Source organism: Bacillus sp. NPDC057893 (assembly GCF_042796455.1).
Taxonomy (GTDB): domain Bacteria; phylum Bacillota; class Bacilli; order Bacillales; family Bacillaceae_G; genus Bacillus_A.
The window spans coordinates 1,338,956-1,353,269 of record NZ_JBHVNG010000001.1 but is presented as its reverse complement, the minus strand read 5'-3'; the positions used below and the strand labels follow the sequence as shown (position 1 = coordinate 1,353,269).

The following is a 14,314-nucleotide window of genomic DNA, read 5'->3' as shown; positions in this document are numbered from 1 at the left end:
GGCGGATTCGCTTACGTTTGAGAAAGGGTTCCCTCCGATTGAATTTCTAAAGCCGGATGAATTGCAGGATGTAATTGAGCGGATTGAGAAGAAACTGCAGTTTGGATATGATCCGGGTGGGATTGAATAGAACTCTGAACGATCAATTGACTTAAAAAATAAATACTAAAAAACTCCTATATCTATAAATGGAATAGGAGTTTTTACATTGCTCACTAATAAATTCTCCTCATAACAAGGACTAGCCTTAGCTACCTTAATACATTTACGTTACCTTTCCCTCTTCCTGCACTTTCTCCATCTCAGCCAAATACCTAAGCTGCCGCTCCGCTTTTCTCACCGCCGTAGGAAAGTGTTTTTTTAGAAGTTCTACTGCAGATTCACTTATATAATATCTTTCCGTTATACTTTCCCACGTGTCACTGCTTTCGAATGCACTCCATACAAAAGGATGCTCTGTATTTTTTCTCATTTCTTTAAATACCCATTTCCGCATCTTTTTTTTCGCTTTTTCTGTTAGTTTCCCGTTCTTTACAAGTTCAAGCTCACCATGTCTTTTATATCGTTTGTTAATATCTCTCTCGCCATATACTTTAAGAAATATATTTGCTGTATTCTCAGCATCTGCTAAAGCTCGGTGTTGCTTCCCTTGCCATGTTAAACCGATCTGTTCTACTGCGAACTGTAAACTTGGCGTATGTTCAAACAATTCTTCATACGCTTGGAAAACGAACTTTTGCAAATCAAACCTGCTCTCTTTTTCCATACATGGGCATTCTACACCGTGTAATGTACAATCGTGAGATAGAAAACGATAATCTTCTTTTCCCCATGAAATAAATATAGAATCTTCTCCGATGAACTGAATAAATTCCTCTATAATTTGAGGGAATTTCTCTACACCAATTAAATCTTTCTTTGTAATTCCAGTTAATTTTGTTGTATGACGAGTTAATGGGGCACTTGGTTTTACTAACTCTGAAAATTCTCCAATAACCTTCATTGTACTCACATCTATTTTTATAGCTCCAATATCAACTATTTCTGACGGATCTTCTGATTTATACGGTCTAAAATTCCTCTCGATATCAAACACAATGAACTGTGTAGCGCTTTTCAATTTATTTACCTCTTTCTAAATGCCTTTTCATACACATACTTTATTTTCAGTATTTATTTATTCATGCACTTTATGCATGAAATACCTCGTAAAAAAACAAAAATTCAGTCTTATTATCATATGTACATTGGAGGATATTCAATAAGAACGCAAAAAAAAAGAAGGGCAAGCCCTTCTTTTTTTCATAATTACTTCTTGTTTACGTTTGTTGCTTGAGGTCCACGGTTACCTTGTTCTACTTCGAAAGTAACTTCTTGACCTTCTTCTAAAGATTTGAAGCCGTCGCCTTGGATAGCTGAGAAATGAACGAATACGTCTTCTCCGCCTTCAACCTCGATGAAACCGAAACCTTTTTCTGCGTTAAACCATTTTACTTTACCGTTTTGCATTTAAAAAATCCTCCTACAATGTACCTATATGTACATATTCATTTTCAACCACTTTACAATAATACTCTATAATTTAAAAAACTGCAACCCCCCGAAGGAGATTTAACATTGCTATCCTCCTCGGAAGTTACAGCTCATTTAAATCTCTATATTATTAAAAGTAAAATGGTTTAAAGTAACTATATCATATCAATATAATAAAAGCAAAGTTTTTTTAAAGCTATACAGCTTTTTTCTTCCACTGCATCGCTTTTAATTCACCCGATCCAGCTACAACATAGCCTTCTTTTTCATTAACAATGCGCCAACCATGCCCTTTAACCGAATCACATACTGTAACAATTCCTTCTTCAAGAAGCACACGGCAAACATTGCTAATCCCCGCCTTATTTTGCGCTGACGTTGTATATAACACATGTTGATCTACACTTAAGTCTAAATAGCTACTAGCTTTTTGTTCACTTTGACATGTATGCCAACATATTTTATCACTTTCGACACTCTCATCTATTCTACAAAAAGCAATATTCCCGCTAATTCCCCTGCAAGATCCACTTGCCGCTACTAAATAGGAATTATGTATAGTCAACGCAGAAATCATCTGATTCATCGCTATTTTAATTCTTTTTAATTTACGTTTCTCTAAATCAAAAAGCCAAACACCACCATATTTAGTATGTATTTTCGTACCGATAAATAAGTAATGTTTATATAAAAATAATGATCGAATAGATGGTGCCTCACTACCGTAATTAAGAAATGGCTGAATAGTCTCCCATGTGGCACCAAAATTATTAGAATGATACAGTGTTTTATCTCCATGAGCAATTACTGTTCCATTCTCATTACTACATACATTCCAGCTCGTTGCTTTCGTTGGAAAGCGCTGGATCGTCCACGTTTCTCCACCATTCATACTACGAATAAAAACTCCTTCGTCTCCTACTCCGTAAACTACGTTACCTTCACTATGTAAATCTCGAATTCGTTTTTGGAAACCAGTTAAAACCTGTTTCCATTCTCCATCTTTTTCAATGAATAAACCATTATATGTAGTAGCTAACAAAAGCTTTCCATCTCTTAACTTTGTAATAGCAGTTGCACTTAACATTGTTTCCACGTTGACACTCCCATTCCTAGAACTTCTCGGCAAAAGCAATTGCAAAATCACTGCATTTTTCAACGTCTTCTTTATCTTCTGGAGCTAATTCAATTTTCAATCCTTCTTGTACGAGTTCTGCCCCGCATTTTACAAGACGTTCTTCAAATATCGTTACCGCTTCACAAAACAGTTCATACGCCGTATCACCTGATCCAAAAACAGCCACTTTTTTACCCGTTAAATCTATATTTTCTAACTCATCATGGAAATCTTCCGCTTCAAATGGTAATTCACCATCACCCCACGTATAAGATCCTAAAATGATTCCATCATAAGCTAATAATTCTTCAGCATCCATACCTTCCATCTCTTGCAATACTACTTCATGATCAAAGGCATCTAAACTTACTTTAATTAAATCAGCAATACTCTCTGTATTCCCTGACATACTTGCATACGCTATTAAAATTTTCGCCACTTTGGCATCCCCCTCTTACAATAAATGATTCTCATTCTCATTATATTAATAATGAGAATCAATTTCAATTATTATTTTCATCCGATTTATATCCTTTTCATTTATGTTAAAAGAAATCGTACATCTGACTATTACTTTTTCATTTTGAGTATTAACATTCATATTCATCTATTGCCAAATCTAGTTTCTCAACTTATTGTATATACATCCTTTCACATTTAATATGTTGCATATATAATGCGAAAGGCCATTTACACATTTCATTTTTTTCAGGTAACAAACAATTTCGATTTTACAAAAAGAGGAGTCTTTATAATGAAAAAAATTTTTATTAGACTTTTAAAAATATCATCCCTTTTGACAGCACTATTATTAACAGTGGGTGCCATTATTCTATTTGGCACTTCATACGGCCATAATTTACGTGTCATCGCAGCGGAAAGTATTTTAACGTCTCAACATCCGCAATACGCAAAAATTACATTACTGTCTGATAACGAGTTAAATGATATTTCTCAATCCATTACAAATCCAAAGTGGAAAAATAGCGAGTTTGCCAATACAAAACTTTCAAAACAAGAATTAGAGCGAAAGAAAAATTTACCACTAACTGTTTCAATTGAAACAGTTAAGAAAAAATATAACGACCATTTTTTCGAAGGTAAATTAATGACTATTAGTAATCCATTAAATGTAAAGCTCGTTACACAACAAGGTTCACAAGGAAAAGACGTTGGGGAAAAAATATATGTCATGGCAAAACGAAACCATGCACTTGCTGCTGTAAATGCTAGTGGGTTCTGGGATGAAACGGGGCATGGTGGTGGTAAAACAGGCATCGGTATTGTTATGGAAAACGGGAAGGTCATAAACACACCGCAAGACATTAATACCCCTACTCTCGTCAGTGGACTTACAAAATACGGACAAATGGTTTCAGGAGAGTTTTCTGCTAATCAACTGTTAAATAAGAATGTCGTTTCCGCTGCTGGCTTTATGCCTCAACTAATTGTAAATGGCGAAAAAATGATTACAAATGATGGCGGATGGGGCTATGGTCCCCGAAGTATTATGGCTCAGAAAAAAGATGGATCAATTATGTTTTTCATCATTGATGGAAGACAGCCTCATAGTATCGGAGCTTCTTTAAGAGACTGCCAAGATATTCTTTATGAAAAAGGGGCCATAAATGCAATGGCAATGGACGGGGGCTCGTCAGCGACATTGTACGCAATGGGAGACATTTTAAACATCCCTTCAACCTTATCTCATAAATCACGCTATTTACCAAACGCCTGGGTTGTTACCGCGAACCCTAAGCAACAAGTTCATGTAACAATAGACGGCAACCCCGCAAGCTCTCAAAAGATTTCCGAAATGACAGGATCTACTGCTGTAGCTATCAATAAATAAATAAATAAATAAATAAATAAATAAATAAATAAAAAAGAACAGATGACTATACAATCATCCGTTCTTTTTTATTACTTTTTAAAAATACCAAATGGTTTTCCAACTGGTAATACAACTTTTCCGAAGTGTGTATTTAACACGGCTGCTGCTGAACCATAGAAAGATAATAATGAAATACATAGTTCAGAATACGCTGCTAAATTATGCATTGCGTGCGGCATAACACCTAAAGTACTTAATGAAAGACCGATAAATAAGAAATCAATAAGGACGAAAATCATAAATAATACTTTATGTGTTTCCATTGCACCAATTGTCATAAAGATCGTGAAAATCAAGTATCCGATAAAGGCTACACCAAGCTGTTTTGAATCTGCAGTTTGGGCTAATTTTTCGCCAAATACTCCAAGTTGAATTAACCAAGTCATTCCAACACCTAACCAAAATAGGCCGTACGCACCAAATGCTGTTGTACCGAACGTATTGTTATGCTTTGCATCGTGAATGCATGCAAAGATTTGTGCAAATCCTCCTAAAAAGATTGCCCATGGTAATACAAGTGAAACGCCATCTGTTAAGCCTAACTTTTGAGATGATGCTACAAGTGTTACCATCGCTAATCCAAATAGACCGATTCCAGATGGATCTGCTGTTGTCATTTTCACATGATGTGTAGTAGTTTGATTGCTCATATAAACCTCCTGATTATAAACATACTCGAATACAATACTTAAATCAGAAGGCTATGTCAATGGTTTTTTTTGTATGTTGTCAGACCTTATCTTATATAATAATCGAAGATACTTCCAACCACTTCATAAGGTTTTATATTTACATTTTCCAATTCATTTACCGGCATCCATAAAGGAATATAGCTGCCTCTATCTTTCCGTTTGAATTCCTCACCTTTACCACTTCCAAAAATTCCATCTATAATATGGGCATCATAATAATACTCGGTACCGTTATACTCCACCGTTGCAATAAGGTGCCCCATTTGTATATGTACCCCTAATTCTTCGTAAACCTCTCGCTTCGTTGCTTCTTCAGGTGTTTCTCCTTCTCCAATTCCCCCGCCCGGAAAAACAAAATATACCTCACCTTCTCGAACACGTTTTATAAGAGCGATTTTACCATCCTGTATAATTATGGCTGCACCGCGATTTCTTCTCATATTATTTTACCTTAATGCCAATTGCAACTGTTCCCCACTCTTGCTCTTGTTCTTTCGTATATATTTTGTATGTACTTTCTAACTTTTCCTCTAAACTAACATTTTCACAATCAAACAATTTCCCATCAATTTGTTCATACATTTCTTTAAAGCTCTCGTATCGCCTTACCTCTGTTACCTTTACAACAATTATTTCTGCCGTCACAAGGTTAGTAAATACAATTTCATCACCTTGTTTTATTTGTTGACGCTTTTTATCATACAATCTAACTTCATATACTTTTTTACCCGAACAAATTGATTGAAAAGGTCCGTTATATAGCCCCATTTGGTGTCTCATATTTTCCCCCTCCTTATAATTAGTTTAACATACAGCCTATATTGTACGAGAACTTGCATGTTTTTTCTCTTGCAAGAATATCCACCTTCCTTCCAACTTGCATATACTGTTCCATATCCATTACTTGCTACAGAAAGGATGCTAAATTAATCATGTTATATTTAAATCAAAAACCTGAATACGCCCAATATGATATTGGTGATTATACCTATAGCAAAGTAGGCCCTACTATTTTTTCGTGGAATGATGAAACAAAATTAAAAATAGGCAAGTTTTGTTCATTAGCAGAAGAAATCGTTTTCATACTTGGCGGTGAACATCGCGCTGATTGGATAACGACTTACCCATTTAATGCTCTTTTCGATGAAGGAGCACATATTACTGGTCACCCTTCGTCAAAAGGTGATATCGTAGTCGATAACGATGTATGGATTGGTTATCAATCCTGTATTTTATCTGGAGTTACAATTGGTAACGGGGCCATTATTGGTGCGAAGAGTGTTGTTACAAAAGACGTACCTCCATATGCAATTGTGGCTGGGAACCCTGCCAAACTAGTTCGATATCGTTTCCCACAAGAAACCATTGAAAAACTAGAAAAACTTGCATGGTGGGACTGGGATATTTCTGTCATAAAAGGAGCTATTCCATTTCTACTCTCCAACAAAACCAACGAATTTTTCACCTCACCCGAAAAAGAATCTACATGATTGATACACATAAAAAAGAGCATCCTATTCTTACAAGATGCTCTTTTTGTATTTATTTTTTATTTATTTGCAAGTGATTACATGGAGAACATTGAAATGGAATTTTATCTAAGCAATTAAAGTTCGTTTCGCAAATTTGTTCTATCGTTGGAACAAATGGAATGACAACTATGTTACTATCTATTATTTGTGTAACAGGTGGCAATACTGTACCTACTTGATGTTCGAAGCGGATACTCGCTTGATTAATATAATTCCCTGAACCACTTGGTGCGCTCTGAACTGCTACTTGAAACGAAACTGTCCGCGCTTCACCCGGATTTAAACTCCCTATAAGAAACCCCGATACTGGACTTACATTTCGTAATGGAACACTATCGACTATTACGCTTCCAGCGATAAATCGAACACTACTATCTAACATGTCTTGAAAACGAATATTTTGCATGACAGTATCACCTGTATTTGTAATGACTGTCGTAAACGTAATGACATCTCCAATTGTTGCTGTTTGAAGATCTGCCGTTTTTACAACTGTCGTTGAAACATTTTGAGGGATAAACGGGATAACAACTGTATTGCTATCGCCTTCAACTACTACAGGCGGCTCATTCGGATTTACAGTTGCGAGTCCAGTCGCTGTAGCAGTATTTGTAACTAAATTATTTATTTGTCCTCCTGTTATTACAACTTGGAAATTAATAATTGCCGCATCATTTGGCTGAAAATCACCTAGCGGGATACCAATATTTGGATTGGCAAATGGAAGAGGTACATCATTTACCGTTACCGTGCCATTTATAAATAACGTATTTGGATCAATGATATCTGTTAAAACAATATTCGTCACAGGAACTGTACTATCATTTATAACGGCAATTCCGTAAGTGACAACATCTCCTACCATTGCTACTTCAAAATTCGCTCCTTTTGCAACAAATAAGATTGCAGTATTTACTGTCACAATAACTGTATTACTCGTGTCCATCACTGTAATCGGCGGCTCTCCTGGTACTAAAATATATTCTGCTAAAGCCCCAGCAACGTTCACTACTGTACCACCATCTGGAAAACTTGTAATCGTAGCTTCATATGTTACAATCACCGTTTCACCGACTGGGATATCTGGTATCGTAAATCCGGCCTGTGGATTTAACCCCGGCTGCGGAACTCCATTAATTGTTACACTATTTGGTACAAAAGCAGCTTCCGGAGATAGCACATCAATAAATTGAACATTCATCGCATCAGCCGTACCAGTATTTAATATGCGAACACGGTACGTTACCGTTTCTCCTACTCCAACAATTGAATGATCTACTTCTTTCAGCATATCTAAACTGCCTCTATTTACTGGTGTGACTGTCGTATTACTTGAATTCGTAATTGTAAACGGAGGTTCTCCTGGAATCAATACAAAATCACCAGTTACACTCGCCGAATTCATAATACTATTAGAAGGTGGTATTGCGATTACATTTACTTCAAATGTAATTAATACGCTATTACCTACTGCAAAATCCGGTAATGAAAAACCTACAAAAGGATCTAAACCTACTTGCGGGATCCCATTTATTTGTACACTTCCTGGAACGAATTCTAAACTAGGCGATGGAACGTCAATAAACTGAACATTTGTCGCAGTTACCGTTCCCGTATTTGTAACCTGCACACTATACGTTAACGTATCTCCTAATCGCGTTGCTTGTTTATTTACTGTTTTTATTATATTGAAGCGCCCTCTATTTACCCTCGTTATTGTCGTATTACTTGGCTGATTTACTATAACTGGTGGTTCTCCTGGCACTAAAATAAAGCTTCCCGTTATATTTGCAACGTTCGTAATTGTTCCTGATGAAGGGATGGTTGTAACTGTCGCTTGAAACGTCACTATAACAGTTTCGCCAACGAGTATATCTCCAACTCCAAATCCAGTAATCGGATTTAAGTTTGGTTGCGGGGCTCCATTTACCGTGACACTATTTAGTACAAATGATGCTCCTGCTGAAATCGTATCAATAAACTGAACATTGTTAGCTGTTACTGTTCCTGTATTCGTTATTTGCACTGTATACGTTAATACATCTCCAACTAGGGTAGCAGCTCTATTTACTTGTTTAATAACATTAAAGCGCCCTCTATTTACAGTTGTGAGTGTTGTATTACTTGGCTGATTTACTATAACCGGTGGTTCTCCTGGTACTAATATAAAGCTTCCAGTAACATTTGCCGTATTGGCAATCGTTCCATTTGATGGAACGCTGACAACAGTTACTTGGAATGTGACTTCTACACTTCCCCCTGGATTTATATCTGGAAGTGGGAATCCATTATTAGGATTGAACCCAGGTTGTAACACACCGTCTATCGTTACACTGTTTGGTACGAATGTTATAGAGGAAGGTAATACATCACTATATTGAACATTCGTCGCTATCACTGTCCCTGTATTTTGAACTACTGTTGTATATGTGATTGTATCGCCTACTGCAACAACCGGCTGACTTACTGATTTTAAAACATTCAAACCAGATTCATTTATTTCAGTTAATGTCGTGTTACTTGTCGTCGTTTCAGTAATAGGCAGCTCTGTTTCACTTACAGCAAATGTAGCCGTAACATCCACAAAATTAACAACTGTTCCACCTTGGGGTATGCTCGTTACCATCTCTTGATATGTGACAAGTACAAAATCACCTACAGGTATATCTGGAACTGTAAAGCCTAGGAACGGATTGAATCCAGGTTCTGGTATTCCGTTTATACTCACACTTCCTGGAACAAATGCTACACCACTCGTACTAGAATCAAGAAATTGAACATTCGTTGCCGGCACTGTTCCAAAGTTAAAAATTAGTACATCGTAGGTTAATATTTCCCCAACCGTTGCTGACCCTTTATCTACTAGTTTTAACGGAAAAATAGACGCTATATTAATCGTCGTAACGACTAAATTCGTTAATATCGTTTGCGTAATAGGTGGTTCCTGCGGATTTGGTTGTGAAGTAAATGTAACGTCAGCATCGTTTAGTATGACTTCATTATCTGGAATCTCTGTAATCGTCACTTGGAACGTTACCGTAATACTTCCACCAGCAATTAATAACGGCGTAACTGTAAATCCTATTTCTGGATTTACACCTGGTTGCTGTATTCCACCTATCGTTACACTATTTGCAACAAATGTCGTTCCTTCTGGAATTACATCTTGGAAGAACACATCTGTAACAGGAATAATTCCTACATTCGTTATTAGCACTGTATACGTTAATACATCGCCAACAGCTCCAGCGGCAACATTTACTGTTTTTGTTGCTGTCACCTCACCAGGAGGTGGTAATGGTATTGTAACTACCGTCGTATTACTTGAATTTGTCGTTGTTACAGGTGGTTGTAAAGGATTTAATAAGAAAGTGGCTGTAGCAGATGCTGTATTCAAAACAGCTCCGCGTGTAGACGGTGCAACAACTGTAACTTGGAACGTTACTGTCAATGGTGCCCCAGCTGCAATATTAGGAAGCGCAAAACCTACATTTGGATCAAATCCAGGTTGAGAAGTTCCATTTATCGTTACACTATTTGCGACAAATGTTGTTTCTGGAGCAACTGTATCAATGAAGGAAACATTCGTTGCTGTAACTGTTCCGTTATTTCGAATGACAACAGAATACGTGTAAGTTTCTCCAAGTGCTGCTTGTTGTACAGATGAAGATTTTTGTATATTTAACTGCGCTGTATTTACTTGTGTCACTACAAAATTACTATTCGTAACAGTCGTTATAGGAGGTCCTGCCGGATTTATAAGGAAACTTGCAGTAACGTTCGATTGATTTCTTATATTCCCTCCACTTGGAACACTCGTCACTGTAACTTGAAACGTAATCGTAGCGGTTTGCCCGACTGGAATATTTGTAACCGGAAAACCTGCTATAGGGTCTGCACCTTGCTGAACAACTCCATTTATCGTTACACTATTCGCTACAAATGTAGCTCCAGATGGGATTGGATCTTGAAAAATGATATTTGTTGCAGGAACAGTTCCTGTATTTTGAATAAGAATCGTATACGTTAACGTGTCTCCTACACCTGCTTGCGGCGTATTTACACTTTTTATTACATTAATTGCTCCTACATTTACTCGTGTCACAACGATATTACTAATCGTTACAATTGTAATCGGTGGCTGCAGAGGGCTTACTTGAAAATCAGCAGTGACATTTGCATTATTCGGAAGTACTCTATTCGTCGGTACACTTGTTACCAACACTTGAAAAATGACTGTTACCATCGATCCAACCGGAATATTAGCAAGCGGAAAACCAATAGTCGGATCTGATCCTGGTTGCGGGGTTCCGTTAATCGTTACACTATTTGCTACGAATGTTGTACCAGCTGGTATCGGATCGAGAAATGATACATTTGTCGCTACTACCGTGCCGCTATTTTGTATAGTAACTGTATACGTTAACGTATCTCCTACACCTGCTTCACTTGCATTTACAATTTTCATCACATTTAATCCTGCAGAATTTACGACTGTCATTACGGTATTACTTGGTACCGTCACAGTAATTGGTGGTTCTGTTGGATTTACAAGAAAATCTCCAGTGACATTCGCATTATTTACAACATTATTTCCTTGTGGAATTGAATCAATTAATACTTCAAACGTAACAATTACACTCGCACCAGTAGGTAAATTATTTAATGTAAATCCAAGTTCTGGATCTGCCCCTTCCTGTAAAACACCATTAACCAATACACTATTTTCAATAAATAACGTCCCTTGTGGAATTGAATCTTGGAAAAATACATTTGTAGCTGGTACACTACCTGCATTTATTATTTCGATTGTATATATTAAAATATCTCCTACAGTTGCAACACTCGTATTCACAGATTTTATAACTTCAAAGCTCCCTGTTTGTACTGTCGTATTCACGACGTTACTCGGAACAGTAATCGTAACTGGTGGTTCACTCGGATTCACTTGAAAACTTGCGGATACAGTTGCACTATTTAAAATATCTTCATTTGGCGGATCCTGCTCAATTAATACTTCAAATGTAACTACAACTGTCTGAGCCGCAGGGATATTCGGAAGAGTAAATCCTGAATTTGGATTTAGTCCACTTTGTGGTGTTCCATTAATTGTTACAGAGTTTGCAACGAAAGAAACCGCTGAAGAAGTAGTGTCTTGGAAAAATACGTTTGTTAACGGAACGTTACCTGTATTTTGGACGGCAATCGTGTATGTTAAAGTATCACCTACTGCCGCTTGAGCTGTATTTACTTCTTTTATTACATTTAAACCACCTGTATTAACTTGTGTTACAACGGTATTCGTTTGCCTATTAATCGTTACTGGCGGTTGATTCGGAATAACGACGAAATTAGCAGATACATTACCGCGATTCGCAATCGTACCTCCTGATGGGGTAGATGTAACTCGTACTTGAAAAGTCACCGTTCTACTTCCACCTGGAGATATATTCGCTACTGTAAACCCAGTCGCTGGATTTGCCCCAGGTTGCGAAACTCCATCAACAGTTACACTATTTGGTATAAAAGTCGTTCCAATTGGGATTGGATCTTGAAAAATAACGTTCATCGCCAGTACATTTCCTGTATTTTCAATTGTAACGGTATACGTAAGAACGTCATTAACTGTCGCAAAAGCTCTATCTACTGTTTTTCTCGTTCTTATATCAGCTATATTTATTGTAGTAAATACTGTATTACTCGTCGCTTGGCCTGAAACTGGTTGTTGACCAGGAACCGGAATAAAGTTAAACGTTGCACTTGCACGGTTCGGAATTGGATTTACAAGAGGATTAGATGTCACTCGAACTTGAAAGCGCACTACAGTCGTTTGCGAAGCATTAATGCTTCCAAGATTAATACTACTTGCTGGATTCGCTCCTGGACGCGCCACTCCATTTACCGTAACACTATTTGTTACAAACGTTGTTCCAGCAGGTATACTATCAACAAAAATAACATTATTTGCAGCGACATTCCCATTGTTCGTGACATTCACTGTGTAGGTTAGTACGTCATTAAGTGTTGCCGTCTGTAGATCTACAGATTTTTGCAAACTTAGATTTGCACGGTTTACCGTCGTCTGTACTGTATTTGAAGAAGCTGTACTTGTGATAGGAGGACTTCCGACGAAAGGACGGAATTGGTAAGATACCATTGCACGGTTGGAAATTGGATTTGGATTTGGGAATGACGTAACTCTCACTTGAAATGTAACAATTCTTTGAGCGTTATTTGGGATTGTACCTAAATTTATTCCACTAGCTGGATTCGCACTCGGCTGCGTTACTCCTCCTACTGTCACACTGCCGGCTATAAATGTCGTTCCATTCGGAATACTGTCTTGTAATACAACGTTATCTGCACTTCCCGTCCCTGTATTCGGAACGGTAATCGTATAGGTGAGAATATCTCCAACCGCTGCAACTGTTTTATCAACCGATTTAACAGGATTTATAATTGGCCCCGTCGCATCTATTTGAACACCAAAACCAGCCGCTGCATACCCATCTCCATTTGTAATGAAGCGAACTGTCGCTGACGTTTGATTATTTACTAATGATGATGAAGCATCTACATTCGTAATATCCCACCCTTGTCTTCTGACAGCCAAGGCTGCCCCTAACGGCTGATTCAAATTCCCAAACGTGCCGCTCGTATCTAAATTCCCATTGTCATTACAAATTTGTGATTGAAAGAAATTATTTGCGGGATTTCTCGGCCCGAATAATGCAACTGTAGCATTCGCGTTCGGCCCAAAACGAAGTTGATCTCCAACAATGTTAGAATCACCTTCTTGAGCAGTTACAAGTACTCTTCCTGTAACTGTCCCCGTAGACGGCGTTGCAAAACCTGAAATAATAGCATCAACTGGTGGCGATGAAGCATCGATGATTTCTTGACCTGCATACACTGATAAATTTCGAAGTGGTAAACTCGCATTTTGATAAACTACCTCAAGTGTCCAGCCTACCGATCGACTAATAGTTGAATTGGCAGCAGTTCTCGCAGCAGGAACACTCCCAGTTGTATATGTCCCCGCTCCTCCTCCATTAACAAAGTTTGTTACATTGGCAGATCTAACGTAATAAAACTGATTCCCAACTGATCCTTGTTGAGCAGTTGCAGGATCTGGTGCAACTGAAAATGTTCCTGCTGGTGTTGTAAACGAAATATTATCATTTAAAAATGCAGTAACATCCTCAGTATCAGTCCTGTATGTGCCAGCCCACACTAGTTCTGCGTATAAAACACTACTCCCTGCTGGAAGGTTTAAAATTGCACTTGAAGAATTTAATGGCCAATCATTTGTCGTTCCTGCTGGGAACCCTGGCACTTGAAGCGATGTATTTACTGTAGTAAATACATCAATCGTACCGAAGTTATTGCCTGGTGCAGGAGATGTAGGACTGAGTCCCAACGTGTTCCCAGTGAACGTGACGGCACCAGTTACTGTCGTTGTAAAGCGATTCATAAAAGGCACATAATCATCTCATTTCATTTATAGTAAAAAGTGCTCTATACTATAAAATGTAGACAAACTATA

The 14,314-nt window shown here is 37.6% G+C and carries 10 protein-coding genes and 1 pseudogene; 3 read left to right on the top strand and 8 right to left on the bottom strand.

What is annotated here, in order from left to right:
- Position 1: 1 nt before the first annotated feature.
- Positions 2 to 130 (top strand): annotated as a pseudogene (locus tag ACFVQC_RS07250) (DUF3898 domain-containing protein); the annotation flags it as partial.
- Positions 131 to 265: 135 nt separating this feature from the next.
- Here the strand turns inward: ACFVQC_RS07250 and ACFVQC_RS07245 are convergent.
- The 4 genes from ACFVQC_RS07245 to ACFVQC_RS07230 all read right to left on the bottom strand — a co-directional run bounded on the left by ACFVQC_RS07245 (position 266) and on the right by ACFVQC_RS07230 (position 3,089).
- Entirely contained in the window at positions 266 to 1,120 is an 855-nt protein-coding gene (locus ACFVQC_RS07245) for an exonuclease (protein WP_377893683.1), read from the bottom strand.
- Positions 1,121 to 1,308: 188 nt separating this feature from the next.
- On the bottom strand, positions 1,309 to 1,509 hold the full coding sequence (gene cspB / locus ACFVQC_RS07240; RefSeq protein ID WP_001179147.1) for a cold shock-like protein CspB: 201 nt from the start codon (positions 1,507 to 1,509) through the stop codon (positions 1,309 to 1,311).
- A gap of 220 nt (positions 1,510 to 1,729) precedes the next feature.
- The gene (locus tag ACFVQC_RS07235) at positions 1,730 to 2,629 is read right to left on the bottom strand and encodes a WD40/YVTN/BNR-like repeat-containing protein (RefSeq protein WP_377893684.1); all 900 of its coding nucleotides are present in this window, start codon (positions 2,627 to 2,629) and stop codon (positions 1,730 to 1,732) included.
- Positions 2,630 to 2,645: 16 nt separating this feature from the next.
- Positions 2,646 to 3,089 (bottom strand): flavodoxin, encoded by a 444-nt coding sequence (locus tag ACFVQC_RS07230; RefSeq protein ID WP_001062757.1) that lies wholly within the window; start codon positions 3,087 to 3,089, stop codon positions 2,646 to 2,648.
- Between the two features lie 315 nt (positions 3,090 to 3,404).
- On the opposite strand from ACFVQC_RS07230, the gene ACFVQC_RS07225 reads away from it, so the two are divergent.
- Positions 3,405 to 4,502, top strand: coding sequence for a phosphodiester glycosidase family protein (locus ACFVQC_RS07225; protein WP_377893685.1), 1,098 nt, complete (start codon positions 3,405 to 3,407; stop codon positions 4,500 to 4,502).
- Positions 4,503 to 4,573: 71 nt separating this feature from the next.
- Here ACFVQC_RS07225 and ACFVQC_RS07220 read toward each other — a convergent pair whose 3' ends face one another.
- The 3 genes from ACFVQC_RS07220 to ACFVQC_RS07210 all read right to left on the bottom strand — a co-directional run bounded on the left by ACFVQC_RS07220 (position 4,574) and on the right by ACFVQC_RS07210 (position 6,016).
- Positions 4,574 to 5,194 carry an acetate uptake transporter gene (locus ACFVQC_RS07220; RefSeq protein WP_000070943.1) on the bottom strand — a complete coding sequence of 207 codons (621 nt, stop codon included), beginning with the start codon at positions 5,192 to 5,194 and terminating at the stop codon, positions 4,574 to 4,576.
- A gap of 86 nt (positions 5,195 to 5,280) precedes the next feature.
- Positions 5,281 to 5,676 carry an NUDIX hydrolase gene (locus ACFVQC_RS07215; protein ID WP_002146385.1) on the bottom strand — a complete coding sequence of 132 codons (396 nt, stop codon included), beginning with the start codon at positions 5,674 to 5,676 and terminating at the stop codon, positions 5,281 to 5,283.
- Position 5,677: 1 nt separating this feature from the next.
- A complete protein-coding gene (locus tag ACFVQC_RS07210; protein ID WP_377893688.1) occupies positions 5,678 to 6,016 on the bottom strand; it encodes an ASCH domain-containing protein in 339 nt (112 codons plus the stop codon).
- 152 nt (positions 6,017 to 6,168) lie between these two features.
- On the opposite strand from ACFVQC_RS07210, the gene ACFVQC_RS07205 reads away from it, so the two are divergent.
- A complete protein-coding gene (locus tag ACFVQC_RS07205) occupies positions 6,169 to 6,726 on the top strand; it encodes a CatB-related O-acetyltransferase (protein WP_377897867.1) in 558 nt (185 codons plus the stop codon).
- A 52-nt stretch (positions 6,727 to 6,778) separates the two neighbouring features.
- On the opposite strand, the gene ACFVQC_RS07200 is transcribed toward ACFVQC_RS07205, so the two are convergent.
- Positions 6,779 to 14,251, bottom strand: a complete 7,473-nt coding sequence (locus tag ACFVQC_RS07200; protein ID WP_377897865.1) for a DUF7507 domain-containing protein — start codon at positions 14,249 to 14,251, stop codon at positions 6,779 to 6,781.
- Positions 14,252 to 14,314 lie beyond the last annotated feature (63 nt).